This window comes from Flavobacterium sp. Arc2, from assembly GCF_041431385.1.
Taxonomy (GTDB): domain Bacteria; phylum Bacteroidota; class Bacteroidia; order Flavobacteriales; family Flavobacteriaceae; genus Flavobacterium.
This window is the reverse complement of the sequence record NZ_JASMRH010000009.1, coordinates 86,179-104,781: the sequence shown is the minus strand read 5'-3', so window position 1 is coordinate 104,781 and position 18,603 is coordinate 86,179. Positions and strand designations below refer to the sequence as shown.

Genomic DNA, 18,603 nt, shown 5'->3' with positions numbered 1-18,603 from the left:
TAATTATTTCATAGCTATTTTAGCAACAGCCTCTGTATCTTTTGCTTTCAAACTATCAGTACTCATTGCACCTTCAACAGGAGCTGGAGCCATTGAAGCTTTCACTTGTTCGACCAAAAGAGTTTGTTCTTTCAACCAGGCTTTATAATCTTCTGGCGTGTCAACAATAATTTTCATTTGCATATTATAATGGGATGCACCACAGATTTTATTACAAAGAAGTAAATAATCAAAGCTATAAGGATCTAAAGCAGATTGCCCTTTAGCAACTAAATCAGTACTTTTCTTAGCTCGGATAGAGTTAATATTTGCTACCTTATCAATCATATAAGGCAATTCTCTATATTCAGCAGTTGTATAAATCGGCTCAAAAGCAAATTGAGTAACCATACCAGGAACACAATTCATTTGTGCTCTAAAATATGGCATGTAAGCTGAGTGCAGAACATCCTGAGATCTCATCTTAAAGTGAATTTTCTTTCCCTTTGGAATATGTAATTCTGAAACTACAATATCATCTTGCGAATAAGGATCTGCCATATCAACACCCAAAGTATTAACACCTTCAATATATCTAACATTTGCTTTTCCTAAAACATTGTCCTCACCAGAAATTCTAGCAGTCCATTTAAATTGTTGAGCATATAATTCTACTACGATAGTATCTTCATCCTCGTCAACAAACATAATGTTTGTCCAAGCATATAAACCATAAAGAATTAAACCTGCCAATACAACCGCAGGAATTACACTCCATATTGCTTCTAACTTATTGTTGTCTGCAAAATACAACGCTTTTTGATCTTTTTTACCTCTATACTTAAAAGCAAAGTAATGTAATAAAACTTGTGTTATTGCCTGAACAATAAAAATCAATACCCAAGTAATATTCATTAGATTATCTACCTGACCTCCGTGTGCCGAAGCTGGAGTATGAAGAACAAGAGGCCCCCAAACAAACAAACCATATATTGAAAATATGTAAATAAAAGCTAAAAAGCCAAACATTAAATAACCCTGTACATTATTGTCATTATCAGAAGCCACTTGAGAGCTGTCTAAATCAGAACCTACTTGAGTAAGGTCAAATATTTTAGTCAATTGCCATAAAGCAACAGCTAATAAAACTAAAACTATAATTACCAACAAACTTGTCATCTGTTTCTTTCTTTAAATATTAATAATGAAAATGTTTACTCTCTTCGATGAAAGGATTTCTTTTTGGTAACAAAGGAGCTTTTGTCAATGCTGTAAAAACAACAAATATAAACAACCCTAGAAAGAATAGAACAGAAGCAATTTCTGATACTCCAATAAACCATCTACCTCCAACCGTACCTGGCATAATCATATTGAAGAAATCAATATAATGTCCAGCTAATATTACAACACCTGCCATAACAAGTACCCAAGTGATTCTTTTAAAATCAGTATTTACTAAAATCAATATAGGAAAAACAAAATTCATAACAACCGCTCCAAAAAATGGTAAATTATACAATTCTATTCTTGTTATGAAATAAGTAATCTCTTCAGGTATATTAGCGTACCAAATTAACATAAATTGTGAAAACCAAAGGTAGGTCCAGAAAATACTAAAACCAAACATAAATTTAGCTAAATCATGAATATGACTCGTATTTACATATTCCAAAAACCCTCTTGATTTCAAGTATAAACTAACCAACGCTATCATAGTAATTCCACTTACAAAGAAACTTGCAAATACATACCATCCAAACAATGTACTAAACCAGTGAGGATCTACAGACATAATCCAATCCCATGACATAATAGATTCAGTAACTATAAAGAACACTAAAAATCCAGCAGAAATATTGAAATTCTTTTTATAGAAACTATCATCTTTAGATTCATCTTGCGCTAAACAATTTTTAGCAGAATAATATCTATATAAATTCCAACCAATTAAGAATACTGCAGCTCTAGCAATCCAGAATGGAAAATTTAAGTAACCTGATTTAGTAGCTATAAGCTTATCATGAGCAACAACTTCAGGGTCTAACCAAATAAACAAATGATTAAAATGAAGACCACACAGAATTAAAATCACGAAGAAAATTACAGAACCCCATGGCAAATAAGCAGTAATCCCTTGCATTACTCTAAACAATACAGGAGACCAACCAGCAGATGCAACTTGTTGAATAGCATAAAATGCCAATACTCCCATAGAAATCAACAAAAAGAAGATACAAGCTACATACAAAGCCGCCCATGGTTTGTTTTGCAATTCGTGCAAAACATGAGTTAAATGCTCTTCATGTTCAGCAGCAGCTCCAACTTCACTGTGACTCTCCGCTACCGCATGAGCTTCAACAGGCGCTACATTTGTAGCAACTTCACTATTACTATCTACCATTGTAGAAGTATCACCAGCTTCTACAGCAGCATCAACTTCTTTATGATCCTCTATTACAGCATGAGCTTCTTCAGACTCAGCAGCAACCTCATGCTTAGCTTCACCATGTCCTCCATGGCTTTCAGCAGCAAGAATTTTTTCAACTTCTTGAATATCTTTTGGTGCAGTATAAAAACCATATCCAATTCCCAATAGACCGACAGCCATTAAGATGAAAGAAAAAGTTTTTAATTTACTTGAAAATGTATACATATCTATTACGATCAGTTTGTTCAACAATTATAATTGGCTTCTCAGTTTTAGAACATAGTCAGCAATTAACCAACGTTCATGGGCACTTACTTGATTAGCATGAGACCCCATTGAATTTAAACCATAAGTCACAACATAAAAAATACTTCCTTCCGTGATGACCCTGTCTTTATAACTTGGAACCCCAAGAAATTTTTCTCTTTCTACTAATTTTCCTTTACCGTTACCAGAAGCCCCATGACAACTTATACAATAAATTTCAAATAGTGCCTTCCCTTTGTCAGAATTTCTGTCCAAAGAGTCTAGCGGAGATTTGCTATTAGCTTTTGCTAAATCATATCCTTCAGGTGTGTTATCATATTCATACGGTTCAAAACCTCTGTTTATGGTTCCATCAACAGGAAGTTGACCTTCTTTACCGTTTTTGAATGCATTAGACTCTGAATACGTTTCATAGCCAATTGATTCATACATATTAGGAAAGTACTGATAGTTCGGTGCTGAATTATTATGGCAAGATGCTACTAAAATAGTAATGCCGAATAATAGTGTTATTTTGTATACCCTTTTCATATCTAAATTAATGCTTTTCTATTACTTTAACTTCTACAGCTCCCGTTTTAGTGAAAAAAGAAACTAATTCTTCCTCATTGTTATTAACGGCTACTTCCATTAGGAAGTGATCATCTGTTGTTCTTACATCAGGATTTTCAGCTTCTTTAAAAGGCCATAACCTACTTCTCATATAAAAAGTAATTACCATTAAATGCGCTGCAAAAAACACAGTCATCTCAAACATAATAGGCACAAATGCTGGCATATTTTCAATATAACTGAAACTTGGTTTACCACCAATGTCCTGTGGCCAATCTTGAATCATAATAAAATTCATCATCCAAGTGGCAAATGCAATACCAATACAACCGTATATGAATGAACAAATAGCTAGTCTGGTAGGTGCAAGTCCCATTGCTTTATCCAAACCGTGGACCGGAAATGGAGTAAAAACTTCTTCAATATGATGATGAGCTGCTCTAGTTTGTTTAACCGCATCCATCAATAGATCATCGTCATTATAAATGGCGTATATTACTTTATTTCTCATGATGTAAATCTTTATTAGCTGCTCTTTCTCTTATGTAGTTATCTCCTGTTCCTTTTAATATCGTCTTAATCTCTGCTTGTGCAATTACAGGAAAAGTTCTAGAGTATAATAAAAACAATACAAAGAAGAAACCAATTGTTCCTATAAAAATTCCTATATCGACAAACGTTGGTGAAAACATTGTCCATGATGACGGTAAGTAATCTCTATGTAACGAAGTAACAATAATTACGAATCTTTCAAACCACATCCCTATGTTTACTACAATGGACAAAACAAAAGAAAACATAATACTTGTTCTTAATTTTTTAAACCACATAAATTGTGGAGAAAGCACATTACAAGACATCATCAACAAATATGCCCACCAGTATGGTCCGGTAGCTCTGTTCAAGAAAGCATATTGCTCATATTCAACTCCAGAGTACCATGCGATGAAAAGTTCAGTTATATAGGCAACCCCAACAATAGAACCAGTAATCATAATTACTATGTTCATCAATTCAATGTGTTGTAGCGTAATATAAGCCTCAAGGTTAGATACTTTTCTCATGATAATAAGCAAAGTATTTACCATTGCAAATCCTGAGAATACTGCACCCGCCACAAAATAAGGAGGGAAAATTGTAGTATGCCATCCAGGTATTACAGAAGTAGCAAAATCCATTGATACAATAGTGTGCACTGAAAGTACAAGAGGAGTTGCTAGTCCAGCAAGAACTAAAGATACTTCTTCAAAACGTTGCCAATCTTTAGCTCTACCACTCCATCCAAAACTTAGTATGGAATAAACTCTTTTATTAAAAGGAGTTATAGCTCTATCTCTAAGCATTGCAAAATCAGGTAACAATCCAGTCCACCAGAAAACCAATGAAACTGATAAATAAGTAGAAATTGCAAAAACATCCCAAAGTAATGGTGAGTTAAAATTCACCCATAAAGATCCAAATTGATTCGGTATAGGCAATACCCAATACGCTAACCATGGACGACCCATGTGTATAATTGGAAATAGACCCGCCTGTACAACGGAGAAAATTGTCATTGCTTCTGCAGAACGGTTAATAGCCATTCTCCAACGTTGACGGAATAATAATAATACCGCGGAAATCAATGTTCCTGCATGACCGATACCAACCCACCAAACGAAGTTCGTGATATCCCATGCCCAACCAACTGTTTTATTTAATCCCCATGTTCCAATTCCTGTTGATACGGTGTAAATTATACAGCCTATTCCCCAAAGGAAAGCTGTTAATGCGATTGAAAATACAATCCACCATTGTTTGTTTGCTTTACCTTCAACAGGCGCAGCTACATCAACTGTTACGTCGTGATAAGATTTATCACCTATAACTAAAGGTTTTCTAATGGTTGCTTCGTAGTGAGACGACATAATCCTTTATCTTGTTTCTTAATTAATAATTTTTTGTACTAAGTATTTCTAACTTTCACGTGATAAATCACATTTGGCTTTGTTCCGACATGCTCTAGCAAATGATACATTCTTTCATCTTCTGCTAATTTAGTGATATTGCTTCCTTTATCGTTAACATCTCCAAAAGCCATTGCTCCAGTAGAACACGCATTCGAACATGCAGTTTGAAATTCTCCATCAACTACTTCTCTACCTTCTCTTTTAGCATTTAAAATAGTTGCTTGTGTCATTTGAATACACATAGAACATTTTTCCATAACTCCACGAGAACGAACATTCACATCAGGATTTAAAACCATACGTCCTAAATCATCATTCATATGATAATCAAATTCACTGTTTTTGTTATACAAGAACCAGTTAAAACGACGTACTTTATAAGGACAGTTGTTCGCACAATAACGCGTACCAACACATCTGTTGTATGCCATGTGATTTTGACCTTGACGGCTATGTGATGTTGCCGCTACTGGACAAACTGTTTCACATGGTGCATGATTACAATGCTGACACATTACAGGCTGGAATGCTACCTGAGGATTATCTCCAGCTTTTTCCATTTCATTAAATGTAGACAATGAACTTGACAAACCAGAAATATTATCTTTTCTTTCATTATCTCCCTCAAAAGTACTTTCAGAAGAATAATATCTATCAATACGCAACCAGTGCATATCACGACTTCTTCTAATTTCAGATTTCCCTACTACAGGAACATTATTTTCAGCATGACAAGCAATTACACAAGCTCCACAACCAGTACAAGCATTCAAGTCAATAGAAAGATTAAAGTGATGCCCAACAGAACGATCAAATGAATCCCATAAATCTACTGTAGTAGCCTCTACTTCTTCATGGTTTAAAGACACCATAGGAACTTCATTCCAAAACTTAGCGTCCTTAGTATTGAATATCTCCAAAGTGGTTTCTTTGATTATATCTCCCCTACCCATTAATGTTTTTTGACCTTGAACGCAAGCAAACTCGTGATCACCATCCGCTTTTTCTAATGTAACAGATTGTACATCATTAAAACCTTTATATAAAGAGTAAGCATTTATACCTACTTGCATTTCTTCTTTTAAAGCTGCTTTGCGACCATAACCTAAAGCTAATCCAATAGTACCGACAGCTTGACCTGGTTGAACAATTACCGGAACATTTTCTAGTTTTAAACCATCAGCTGTAGTAATCGTAGCATAACTTCCGTTAAGACCACCATTAGCAACGATTTCATTAGACATAGATAATGCTTTAGCATCTGCATTCGAAACAGTAACATAATTATCCCAAGACACTCTTGTGATAGGATCTGGAAACTCTTGTAACCAAGGGTTATTAGCTTGTTGTCCGTCACCCATTCCTGTTTTGGTATACAATACTAATTCATAATCAGCGACAGCTTTTGAATTTGCTAATGCACTTGCAGCAGCGCTAAAATCAGCAGCACCACCAGATACTGATTGAGCAGCACCAACATAAACACCATCATGCAAAATTTTATTCCAAGTAGCACCCGAAACAATTGAAGATGAATTTGCTTTTATATAATCGTAATATGTTCCAGAGATTCCATTTAAAGACATTAAAACATCTTGAAATTGTTTTGTATCAAACAATGGACGAATTGTAGGCTGAGTTAAACTATAAGTCCCTTTAGTAAGACTTAAATCACCCCAAGCTTCTAAATAATGAGGCACTGGAGCAGCTATAGTACTAACTAAAGCTGTTTCATCTTCTTTTAAAGTAAAAGCAACAGAAGTAGTTACTTTCTTAAGACCTTCAGTAAAAGAGGAAGAATCTGCCAATGTATAAACAGGATTAACACCACTCATTATCAAAGTATGAACGCTTCCCGCTTTCATATCCTTAACTAATTGAGCTACTTTTTCGTTAGACCCTTTTCTTATCTGTCTTGTTCCAGAAGTACTAAAAGCTTCACTAGCCAAAACTTGATTAATAGCCAAAACTAATAATTGAGCATTTTTATCCTGAATACCAGAAACCAAAACACCTTTTGAACCAGCTGATTTTAATTGCTGCGCTGCCTTTGTTACTTCAGATTTAAACTTATCTTCTAAACTAACAGCAACAGCAGAACCAGTTACTATATTATATATCTGTACTAATGCTTGTTTTTGATTTGCAGTTGACATCGGCAAACGCTTATCAGCAGCAGCACCAGACAAAGTCATATTTGCTTCTAATTGAAAATGACGTGACATCTTTCCGTTCTTAGGAACTCTACCTTGAGCATAACCTGAATCATACCCTCCACCTTGCCAATCACCAAGGAAATCCGCACCTACAGAAACTATAAGTGAAGCTTTTGAAAAATCATAATCAACCAAAGCTCTTTCACCATAAACAGCTTCAAAAGCATCTAAAGTTTCAGATGAAGAAACAGCATCATAAATGATATGTTTCGCATTTGGATTTGAAGCGATAAATTGACCAATTAATTTTTCAGTAGATGGACTAGCTAAAGTATTAGTCAACAATACTACCTGTCCACCTTTTGCTTTAGCCTCAACTATACTTGACTTAATTTTTGAATCTACAGCAGACCAAGTTGAATCTTTACCACCAATCTTTGGCTCTTTCAAACGCATGTTATCATACAACGACAATATCGACGCATGAATTCTTGCATTAGCAGTAAATTTAGCTCCTGAAATAGTATTATTGTCTATTTTAATAGGACGCCCTTCACGAGTTTTAACAAGTAGATTTGCAAAATCAAAACCATCAAAAACAGAAGTAGCATAATAATCTGCTACTCCAGGAATGATTTGTTCTGGCTGCAATACATAAGGAATCGACTTGTTAACCGGACCTTCACATGCAGCAAGCGTAGCCGCTGCAGTACTAAATCCAACGTACTTTAAAAAGTCACGACGTGATGTTGAAGAAGACATAGCCTCTTTATTTCCTAAAAATTCATCAGTAGGAATTGCTTCAACAAATTCGTTATTTCTAAGCGCCTCAACAATAGAACCGTTTTCTAGTTCCTCAACACTTTTCCAGTATTTTTTGTTTGATGACATTGTATATAAATATTAAAATCTTAATAATTTGATTAATAGTGACATTTACCACATTCTAATCCACCCATTTGCGCTGCAGTCAATTTGTCAACACCGTATTTCTTAGAAAGTTCTTCATGAATTTTTGTATAATATTCATTCCCTTCCATTTTAACATCAGTTTTTCTATGACAGTTGATACACCAGCCCATTGTTAGTGGAGCAAATTGTTTTTGAATCTCATATGTTTCAACCGGACCGTGACATGTTTGACACTCGATACCAGCAACAGTTACGTGTTGCGAGTGATTGAAATACACAAAATCAGGTAAGTTATGAATACGAACCCATTTCACAGGCTGTGATTTTCCAGTGTAAGACTGAGTTGATTTATCCCAACCTACCGCTGTATATAATTTTTGGATTTGCTCATCGTAGAACGCTTTGCTGTATTCTGGAGTAGCAGTACTTTCAGCAACTTCAGCAATGTTTTTATGACAGTTCATACAAACATTTAAAGATGGAATACCAGCATTTTTACTTACCCTAGCAGCAGAGTGACAGTATTTACAATTGATTTCATTATCTCCAGCGTGAATTCTATGAGAATAATGAATCGGCTGAATTGGCTCGTAATTTTGATCTACACCAACTTGCATCAAGAAACCGTAAACGAAATACGCACTAGCTAACAATAAAAATATCGCAGTAACTAATACTAAAAATTGATTTTTAGCAAATGCTTTCCAAATAGGTGTAGTAGCCGTTTTCGGAGCTACCTCTATACCATTTGCTTTAGCCACTTTTCTTAAAACATTATTCACTAAGAACAACATAACAACTAACATAGCCATTACAAGAGCAAGAGCACCTAATACAACACCATTAGATACACCACCTTGATCAGAACCACCAGCTACCGCAGTACCAGGAACTGGAGCAGGAGCCTCAGCCTTAACTTCAGAAGTATAAGCAATTATATTATCAATGTCACCCTCAGAAAGCGCAGGAAACGCTGTCATAGCGACCTTATTATTCTCTTCATAGACCTTAACAGCTGCTGCATCTCCTGATTTTATCAGTTCAGCGCTGTTATGAATCCACTTGTAAAGCCATGGCATATCATGCTTACCAGCAATACCTCTAAGCATTGGACCAGTCGCTTTAGCATCAAGCTTATGACATGCAGCACAATTTGCATTAAAAAGTTCTTTACCCTTAACCGGGTCACCACCTTGAGTAGCTACTGGAGCCTCAGTTGCGGCTGCTGGAGCTTCACTTGCGGCTGCTGGAGTAGCATCTTGCGCAAATGAAGTTAAGGAAAACGTTAGCATTAAAGCTAAGCTTAAAAATAGTTTCCTTGAGTTCGAATTATGGTTACCCACCTTTTTCATAAAATATAATGATTATCTACTAAAAATTGGCACAGTTTTTTCTATAAAAACTTATATAAAAACTGCTCCTTTATTTTAAACTTCGACAAAAATACGACTTATGAACTATTCTCAAAACCTTAAAATAATCTTAATTTCAATTTATAACTATTCTAAATAATAATTATGCTTTACATTTATTCATTAAATACTACTTTTACCTAAAAACCAAAACGTTATGAAAATAATAACAATAAAAAATATCTTTTATTACTCCCTTATACTGAGTATACTATCCAGTAATTTAAAAGCACAAGACCGAAATCTTACTATTACTCAAGACCCAAAATTTGAGCAACTATTAAATGAAAAAAGAAAAACAAACGTCTCAATAACTGTAAATGAACGTTATAAAATTCAAATTTTTAGTGGTGACAGTGACAAAGCTAAAAAGACACTAAACGATTGCAAACAAGATTTTTTAGATCTTGACGGTACTATAGTCTTTAACACTCCTAACTATAAAGTTTGGGTAGGTAATTTCAGAACAAAGATCGAAGCAGAACGCAATTTAATTAAGATTCGTAGAAAGTACGAAAATGCCTATTTAATAAAACCTCAGAAATAAAAATACGGAAGATCAATTTCTTTAAAAAGATTTTAGCAATTGTATGAAACAAGAAGAGACTGTCCGAAAAGTAATTTTCGGGCATTTTTTATGTTATAATGCTGACTTTTAGTCATATTTAAGAACTCAAAATAACATTTATGCAGCCCATTTTTAAGCACCATTCAGTGCATCAGCAAGAACTTTTTCCATTGAATTTAAATGCTTTAATTTCAGAAAATCACTCCGCTAGATTAATAGACTCTGTTGTTGAAAGATTAGAAATACCTGATATTATTTCACAGTATAAAGGTGGTGGTTCTTCTAACTATCATCCTAAAATGCTTCTTAAAGTGCTTTTTTACGGATATTTAAACAATACTTATTCTTGTCGAAAAATAGCTAAAGCAGTTAAGGAAAACATTTACTTTATGTGGCTTTCAGGTGGCTTACAGCTTGATTTTAGAACCATAAATGATTTTAGAGGACAAAAATTAAAAGGGAACGTCGAAAAGCTTTTCAGTCAACTCGTTGAGATGATGGTTGATTTGGAACTTATTAGTCTTGAGAAACAATTTATCGATGGAACCAAAATTGAAGCCAATGCACATAAATATAGTTTTGTTTGGAAAAAAGCAGTTGAAAAAAATAAAGAGAGACTTCAAGGTAAGATAGATGCTGTTTTGGCCGAAATTGGCCAAGCTATCGAGTCAGACATCATGCATACTGATAATCAAAACGAAACAAAAATTGATAGTCAGAAATTAGAAGAGAAAATTCAAACTATAAAAAAAAAACAAAAGCTGAATTTTTAACCAAACAACAAAAAAAGGCAGTCCAAAAATTAGAAAAGAACAACTACCAAAGCTTAAAGAGTACGAGCAACACCTTACAATTCTTGGAAATCGAAACAGTTATGCCAAAACTGATAACGACGCTACTTTTATGCGCATGAAGGAAGATCACATGATGAACGGGCAATTGAAACCAGCCTATAACATTCAGATTTCTACAGAAAATCAGATTATTACACACTATTCTACTCATCAAAAATCTACTGATTTTACAACCTTAGAGCCACATTTAATTGGTTTTGAAGATGCTTACAAAAAACAATCTAAGCAAATCGTAGCCGATGCTGGTTATGGAAGCGAAGAGAATTATCAACTACTTAAAAACAAACAAGTTGATTTTTTTTCCGTATAATATGTATCGAATTGAACAAAAACGAAAGCACAAGAAAAATTTATTCCCCGCACAAACCTTTTTTATAATACTGAACGGACTTTTTAGTTTGCCCGCTAGGACAAAAAATGACCAATATTTATACTAAACAATCAAAAACAACAACAGGTTTTTTACAACACCATTATGTATATCAAGCTGTTAATTGTGAAGGATGCTCAATGTGGGGACAATGCTATAAAGGCAAGGGAAATAGAAAAATAGAAATTAATCATCATCTTCAAAAGCTCAAAACTCAAGCAAGACAAATTTAGAAAGTGAATTAGGAAAAGGAATTTACTCTAAAAGATGCATAGAACCATAACCTGTTTTTGGAAATATTAAGCAAAACAAAGGATTTAAACGTTTTACATTAATCACATTAACCAAAGTAAATATTGAATTTGGTTTAATTGCTACTGCTCACAACTTTTCTAAATGGATAGCAAAAGTACGTTTGCATAATTTTAGACCTGATTTGGGCTTCAGAAACCAACCGAATAACCCTTTAGAACAGTTTTTGATGATGAATTTCAAATGTTCAATAAAATATCAATGAATCAATATGAGATAAAAAACAAAGAGGCTATCTTCTCAGACAGCCTCTTGTTGTTTATCCCATATTTTGTTCACATGTTGCTAAAGACTTAAAGTCGACAAACACTGCATCTCTTGCAAACTTAATATGAACTCATCGCTAACAGACGCGGAATTCATATTTAAACTATATTTCTCAGGATACACTCCAGTAATCAACTACATTAGTACTAACTATCAATAGCTCTATATGCGAAGCAAATCCATCCCTTAAAAAGCCCCTAAACCACCAATAAAGTCTATTCCAAAATCTATTTTTAAAAGAAAACATTACGCCCTACTGGTTTACTCTTTATTCAACACATTTTTTATCCATCCTTTGAAAAACATACTTAAAAAAAAACTGGTTTTATCTGACTTCTCATAGTCATCGATTTCATTTTCCTTTCAACAAGAAGAAACTATTATAATCAAATAAAAATCCAAAAAGATTAAACGGTAAGTGCACGTAAGTTGTTCTTTGCGATAAACTAATTAACCCTTTCGCTATAATTTTAAAAACTACCGTTAATTTTTTTTGGGGTTTCCCTTTCAAATATTAGCAGGTTTAACATCAATTTCAGCTTACCATAACCGTCTTGCCACTACTCATTATTAGAGTTAAAAAACTCACTAACACATCAAGAAAAAGGGATAGCATTTAACCTACCCTAAACCTACTGACTCTATTTAACTAAATACTGCTTTTCCACCGCGATTCCAATAAGTAAATCACAATAACATCTTGACAGATACGTAATCTCTTTCTAAAAAACTATTACTTCCACAACCCTATATATAAACTTTATTTACAGGCAAAATTTTAATATTTCCGTATCAAGTTTGCTATTTTAATTTATTCTCATTCGTGTATAAAGATTGTAAATCTGTACAACGAATTTTACGGCATAACCAAGCGATTGAATTAATCAACTTTTAGATCATTAACATAATAAGAACCTAAGTAGTCATCGTAGGTTATTCCGAAACCGTCTTTGAAAAGAAAATAGGCTACACACAAATTATTAACTCCTACTAACTTAGTATTGATAAGAAACCTCTTACTATACGCACTTTTATAAGCATATTTAAGAAGAAAATCAGTTCTATCTAATTTATTGAAATCATTCTCAATGCTATTGTCTATTTCTAAACAAACTTGATTCGTGGCATATACTTTCATAGAAACTTTCTGACTTAAAATATCGTTAAAAAAACAACATATAGTTTTTTCTTTGTAAGTTTTCAATTTTTTCATTTTCTACTGAATATGATTTATAATAATCAAATTTATTTCCTATTGAACAAGAAGTTAATAATATCACTATTAATAAAAACCTAATTAAAAATAAAAGACAAACTTTAATGTACAATTGTTTTTGGTTCAACCTAATTTTTAAAGCTATAAATCCCAAAGAACAATTACAAAATATTTTGATAATTTCTCCAATGTACAAGTTTACGATATCAATGTACACCTTGTCTACGAATTACAAACCTACGTCATAATTGCACAAATAAAATACACACCCAATCCATCAATCTATTTTTCGCCTTATTCCACAAGTTCTTGCTTTACGTCACTGGAAGACAATCTTCTGTGTCGTTCCAAAACAATATCACCACTTTATATACAAACATCAAACCCAAAACTAACTATATTAATACCACTTAGTACACCTTTTCCAGATTCAAACATATCAATAAATTAGCACCTTTTGCAACAAGCTAACTATTTTCCTCTTTAGCATAATAATTCTTTAAAAGTCAAAACAAAAAAAATCCCGACGAATCGGGATTTTTTAAATTTCTTATATAAATTAAAATACTATTTCAATTTTTTCTTAATTGCAACTTCATGATAAGCTTCAATAACATCTCTTTCTTCAATGTCATTATAACCTTTAATTTGAATACCACAATCATAACCTTTAGATACTTCTTTAACATCATCCTTGAAACGTTTCAAAGCACTAAGCTCACCTGCATGAACAACAACACCATCACGGATAACTCTAATTTTAGAATTTCTTGCGATTTTACCGTCCATAACCATACAACCTGCAATTGATCCTACTTTAGAGATTTTGAATATCTCTCTAATTTCAGCAGTACCAAGAATTTCTTCTTTCATCTCAGGAGCTAACATTCCTTCCATTGCATCTTTTAAGTCATCAATAGCTGCATAGATAATAGAATAGTAACGAATATCAATTTCTTCTTTGTCTGCTAATTGTCTTGCATTTCCTGCAGGACGAACATTAAATCCGATAATGATTGCATCTGAAGCAGAAGCCAACATAACGTCAGTTTCAGTAATCGCTCCAACACCTTTATGAATGATATTAATTTGAATCTCTTCAGTAGATAATTTAGAGAACGAATCAGATAATGCTTCAACAGAACCATCAACATCTCCCTTAAGGATCACGTTCAACTCTTTAAACTGACCTAATGCAATTCTACGTCCAATTTCATCTAATGTAATATGACGTTGAGTACGAACAGATTGTTCACGCATTAATTGAGAACGTTTTGATGCAATTTGTTTTGCTTCTTTTTCGTCTTCGAAAATATTGAACTTATCACCTGCAGTAGCTGCTCCGTCAAGACCTAACACAGATACTGGAGTAGAAGGCCCTGCTATCATAACAACATTTCCTCTTTCATCATGCATCGCTTTGATCTTACCATGATGTTTTCCAGCCAACATATAATCCCCAACTTTAAGTGTACCGTGTTGTACTAATATTGTAGAAACATATCCTTTCCCTTTATCTAGGAAGGCTTCAACTACAGTTCCTTGAGCCGCTTTGTTTGGATTAGCTTTTAAATCTAAAACTTCAGCTTCTAATAAAACTTTTTCTAATAATTCTTTTACGCCAGTTCCTACTTTTGCAGAGATATCTTGAGATTGGTATTTTCCACCCCAGTCTTCAACAAGTAAATTCATACCTGCTAATTTCTCTTTAATTTTCTCAGGATTAGCATTTGGCTTATCCACTTTATTAATTGCAAATATAATTGGAACACCTGCTGCTTGAGCATGGCTTATTGCTTCTTTTGTTTGTGGCATAATGTCATCATCCGCAGCAATCACAATAATAGCGATATCCGTAACTTGAGCTCCACGTGCACGCATCGCGGTAAACGCCTCGTGACCTGGTGTATCAAGGAAAGCTATTTTTTGACCGTTATCCAAAGTTACTCCGTAGGCACCAATATGTTGTGTAATTCCTCCAGATTCACCTGCAATAACATTTTCTTTACGAACATAATCCAATAAAGATGTTTTACCGTGATCGACGTGACCCATTACAGTTACTATAGGTGCTCTGAAAACTAAATCTTCTTCCCTATCTTCTATAACTGCTACATTCTCTTCAATATCAACAGTAATAAATTCAACTTCATAACCAAATTCATCAGCTACGATTGTCAATGTTTCTGCATCAAGACGTTGATTCATGGTAACCATGATCCCAAGAGACATACATGTTCCAATAACCTTAGTAATTGGCACATCCATCATTATTGCAATCTCACCAACAGTAACAAATTCAGTAACCTTGATAGTTTTACTTCCTTCGTCTATTGCTCTTTGCTCTTCATCAGATTTCTGACGGTGCGTATCTCTTTTGTCTCTTCTGTATTTAGCCGCTTTAGATTTACCACCTTTTTTACCTTGAAGTTTCTCTAAAGTCTCACGGATTTGGTTTTTCACTTCCTCTTCTGTAGGCTCAACTTTTGCTACAATAGCAGGTCTGTTTCCTCTTACGAATCCAGGTCTTGAACTTCTATTCGCATTAAAACCACCACCACCAACATTTGGCGTAATCTTATTAGGATTTGGTGCACCAGGAACTCCAGGAGGTCTAGGCGTGCCCGGTTTAGGAGCAATTCTTTTACGTTTATTTTTATTAGCCGCTCCAGCAGCACCGGCAGCGCCTGGCTTATTTGGAGTGATTTTAGGCTCTTCTTTTTTCTTCTTCGGTTTATTAAACTGAGACAAATCAATTGTTTGCCCTGTTAATTTAGTCCCCGACAATTTCTGATATTGAGTTGTAATAGCTTCCTCAACTGGAGCTTCGTCCGTTTTCGGAGTCGCTTTTTCTTCCGAAACAACAACTTTTTTCTCTTCTTTTACTGGTCCCTTAACTGGTTCCTTAGTTTCGACAACAGGTTTTACCTCTTTTTTGTCTACAGCTACTTTTTCCTGAACCGCTTCTTTTTCAACTGGCTTTTCAACTGGCTTTTCTGTCGAAGTTTTAGCTTTAGGCGCTTCAATTTTTTCTGCAACAACAGGAGGCGCCGGAGGAGCTGGCGTCACTGGAGCTGGAACAGCAGCAGCCGCTTTTTTAGGATTAAGATCAATTTTCCCTACTTGAACAGGTCCCGCTATAACAGCTCTCGCTTTTATAACTTCTTGTTGTTGTTTAAGAATCTCTTCATCATGCTTACGCTTATCTTCGATTTCTTTCTCTCTCTCAACACGTAAAGCCTCTTTTTCTTTCCTTTTCTCTTCTCCTACTTCTTTTGAAGCTTCTTTTTTACCTCTGTCACCCGCAAATTGACCGCACAAGACATTGTATACATCATCAGAAATTTTTGTGTTTGGATTCGCTTCAATAGCAATCCCTTTATCTTTTAGATAATCCACAGCTCTTTCCAAAGAAATATTCAACTCCCTTAAAACTTTGTTTATTCTAATAATTCTCTCTTCAGACATAAAACCTTTTTATTATTACCTTTTTTGTTATTCCTCACTTTACTTCTAACTCCATCTTATCGACCAAGAAAATTATAAAGTGGCATGTTTATCGTTGAAGACACATTGACTAACTATCAAATTCTTCTTTCAATATTTTCATTACATCTAGAATTGTTTCCTCTTCTAGATCAGTTCTTCTTACTAAATCCTCCACATCCTGTTTCAAGATACTTTTTGCCGTATCTAAACCAATTTTTGCAAATTCTTCAATAACCCAGCTTTCGATTTCATCTGAAAATTCTGTTAATTCAACATCATCTTCATCAGCAGTTGCGCCAGCAACATCTCCTTCTCGTATAACATCTAACTCATAACCAGTCAAAAGACCCGCTAATCTAATGTTGTGTCCACCTCTACCAATCGCTTTTGAAACTTCTTCTAATTTCAAGAAAACCTCTGCTCTTTTAGTTTCTTCATTTATCTTAATTGAAGATACTTTTGCAGGACTTAGCGCTCTTGTTATATACAATTGAATGTTACTTGTATAATTAATAACATCTATATTTTCATTTCCTAATTCACGAACAATACCATGAATACGAGATCCTTTCATACCTACACAGGCACCTACAGGATCAATTCTATCGTCGTAAGTTTCCACAGCTACTTTTGCTTTTTCACCTGGAATTCTCACCACATTTTTAACCATAATCAAACCATCAAAAACTTCAGGAATTTCTTGTTCAAACAATTTTTCTAAAAACTTCTCAGAAGTTCTAGACATAATAATTTGAGGTTTGTTCCCTTTTAATTCAACGCTTTCAATAATTCCACGAACATTATCTCCTTTGCGGAAAAAATCAGATGGAATTTGTTTTTCTTTTGGCAAAACAATTTCATTCCCCTCATCATCTACTAAGATAACAACTCTAGGTCTTACATGGTGTACTTCAGCGGTATAAATTTCTCCAATTAAATCTTTAAATTGTTTATAAAGATTCGTATTGTCGTGCTCATGTATTTTAGAAATAAGATTTTGGCGTAAAGCCAAAATAGCTCTTCTTCCTAAATCTATTAATTTCACCTCTTCAGAAACCTCTTCACCAATTTCAAAGTCAGCTTCAATTCTTCTAGCCTCTGTTAAAGTAATTTCTTCGTTTTCAAAATCTAAATCTTCGTCCGCAACAATAACTCTTCGTCTCCAAATTTCCATATCTCCTTTATCAGGATTTATAATGATATCGAAATTATCGTCTGAACCATATTTTTTCTTCAATGCATTTCTAAATACATCTTCCAAAATTGCCATAAGCGTTACACGATCAATAAGTTTATCATCTTTAAACTCTGAGAATGAATCGATTAATGCTAAATTTTCCATGCGAATTCTTTAATTAAAATGTTACTGTAACAATTGCTTCTTTTATATCTGCGTAAGGGACCTGTAGTGTCTTTTCAACCGTCTCTTTACCCTTACCTATCTTTTTAGGCTCTCTTGCTTTCCACGACAAAATTACAAAATCATCATTAGCTTCCACTAATTCCGCTTCAATATTTTCTGTATTAGTTTTCACAATCAACGTTCTACCTATATTTTTCTTGTATTGCCTGATCTTCTTCAACGGCGAAGAAACCCCTGCTGAGGCAACCTCCATTGAATAATCCTGCTCTTCTCTGTCTAAACTTGCGTCTATTGCGCGACTGATATCGATACAGTCCTGCAACACCACACCATTGTCATCGTCTAAAGTTATAATAACTTTAAAGGCATCAGTGATGGTAAGGTCTATCAAGAAAAGCGATGGCTTTTCTAAAAGAGCTTCAGTCAACAATAAATTTATCTTTTCTTTAAATGTCATATTTTTTATAAAAAGAGGGGACACTTAGTCCCCTCATTATCTAGATTTT

General features: G+C 34.1%; 14 protein-coding genes and 2 pseudogenes. 5 read left to right on the top strand and 11 right to left on the bottom strand.

Translation table 11 applies throughout. The features are described 5' to 3' along the window. Positions 1–3: 3 nt before the first annotated feature. The 7 genes from QO182_RS08195 to QO182_RS08165 are packed head-to-tail and all read right to left on the bottom strand — an operon-like array spanning position 4 to position 9,598. Positions 4–1,158 (bottom strand): cytochrome c oxidase subunit II, encoded by a 1,155-nt coding sequence (locus tag QO182_RS08195; RefSeq protein WP_371535560.1) that lies wholly within the window; start codon positions 1,156–1,158, stop codon positions 4–6. Between the two features lie 19 nt (positions 1,159–1,177). Next, on the bottom strand, positions 1,178–2,635 hold the full coding sequence (locus tag QO182_RS08190; protein WP_371535558.1) for a quinol:cytochrome C oxidoreductase: 1,458 nt from the start codon (positions 2,633–2,635) through the stop codon (positions 1,178–1,180). A 27-nt stretch (positions 2,636–2,662) separates the two neighbouring features. Beyond that, positions 2,663–3,208 (bottom strand): cytochrome c, encoded by a 546-nt coding sequence (locus tag QO182_RS08185; RefSeq protein WP_371535557.1) that lies wholly within the window; start codon positions 3,206–3,208, stop codon positions 2,663–2,665. 7 nt (positions 3,209–3,215) lie between these two features. Continuing rightward, positions 3,216–3,740, bottom strand: coding sequence for a DUF3341 domain-containing protein (locus QO182_RS08180; protein WP_371560924.1), 525 nt, complete (start codon positions 3,738–3,740; stop codon positions 3,216–3,218). Then, positions 3,730–5,136 carry an NrfD/PsrC family molybdoenzyme membrane anchor subunit gene (nrfD, locus tag QO182_RS08175; RefSeq protein ID WP_371560922.1) on the bottom strand — a complete coding sequence of 469 codons (1,407 nt, stop codon included), beginning with the start codon at positions 5,134–5,136 and terminating at the stop codon, positions 3,730–3,732. Before nrfD ends, QO182_RS08180 begins: the two co-directional genes overlap by 11 nt. Positions 5,137–5,174: 38 nt before the next feature. Next, positions 5,175–8,225: a TAT-variant-translocated molybdopterin oxidoreductase gene (locus QO182_RS08170; RefSeq protein WP_371560920.1), complete on the bottom strand. Its 3,051-nt coding sequence runs from the start codon at positions 8,223–8,225 to the stop codon at positions 5,175–5,177. A gap of 32 nt (positions 8,226–8,257) precedes the next feature. Then, on the bottom strand, positions 8,258–9,598 hold the full coding sequence (locus QO182_RS08165; protein ID WP_371535546.1) for a cytochrome c3 family protein: 1,341 nt from the start codon (positions 9,596–9,598) through the stop codon (positions 8,258–8,260). A 217-nt stretch (positions 9,599–9,815) separates the two neighbouring features. Between QO182_RS08165 and QO182_RS08160 the strand changes: the two genes are divergently transcribed. The 5 genes and pseudogenes from QO182_RS08160 to QO182_RS08140 all read left to right on the top strand — a co-directional run. Next, a complete protein-coding gene (locus tag QO182_RS08160) occupies positions 9,816–10,205 on the top strand; it encodes an SPOR domain-containing protein (protein WP_371560918.1) in 390 nt (129 codons plus the stop codon). A 191-nt stretch (positions 10,206–10,396) separates the two neighbouring features. Beyond that, complete coding sequence (locus QO182_RS08155) at positions 10,397–10,999, top strand: transposase (protein ID WP_371560917.1); 603 nt, start codon at positions 10,397–10,399, stop codon at positions 10,997–10,999. Then, on the top strand, positions 10,992–11,390 hold the full coding sequence (locus tag QO182_RS08150; RefSeq protein ID WP_371561001.1) for a transposase: 399 nt from the start codon (positions 10,992–10,994) through the stop codon (positions 11,388–11,390). The genes QO182_RS08155 and QO182_RS08150 overlap by 8 nt, the downstream gene beginning before the upstream one ends. A gap of 98 nt (positions 11,391–11,488) precedes the next feature. Beyond that, positions 11,489–11,683: pseudogene (locus tag QO182_RS08145) on the top strand (transposase); the annotation flags it as partial. Between the two features lie 62 nt (positions 11,684–11,745). After that, positions 11,746–11,967: pseudogene (locus QO182_RS08140) on the top strand (transposase); the annotation flags it as partial. A gap of 942 nt (positions 11,968–12,909) precedes the next feature. On the opposite strand, the gene QO182_RS08135 reads toward QO182_RS08140, so the two are convergent. From QO182_RS08135 to rimP, 4 genes are all read right to left on the bottom strand, one after another. Continuing rightward, positions 12,910–13,242 carry a hypothetical protein gene (locus QO182_RS08135; RefSeq protein ID WP_371560915.1) on the bottom strand — a complete coding sequence of 111 codons (333 nt, stop codon included), beginning with the start codon at positions 13,240–13,242 and terminating at the stop codon, positions 12,910–12,912. A gap of 570 nt (positions 13,243–13,812) precedes the next feature. After that, on the bottom strand, positions 13,813–16,713 hold the full coding sequence (infB, locus tag QO182_RS08130) for a translation initiation factor IF-2 (protein WP_371560913.1): 2,901 nt from the start codon (positions 16,711–16,713) through the stop codon (positions 13,813–13,815). Between the two features lie 109 nt (positions 16,714–16,822). Beyond that, positions 16,823–18,076: a transcription termination factor NusA gene (gene nusA / locus QO182_RS08125; RefSeq protein WP_371535531.1), complete on the bottom strand. Its 1,254-nt coding sequence runs from the start codon at positions 18,074–18,076 to the stop codon at positions 16,823–16,825. A gap of 13 nt (positions 18,077–18,089) precedes the next feature. Next, positions 18,090–18,554, bottom strand: a complete 465-nt coding sequence (rimP, locus tag QO182_RS08120) for a ribosome assembly cofactor RimP (protein ID WP_371535528.1) — start codon at positions 18,552–18,554, stop codon at positions 18,090–18,092. Positions 18,555–18,603: the final 49 nt, after the last annotated feature.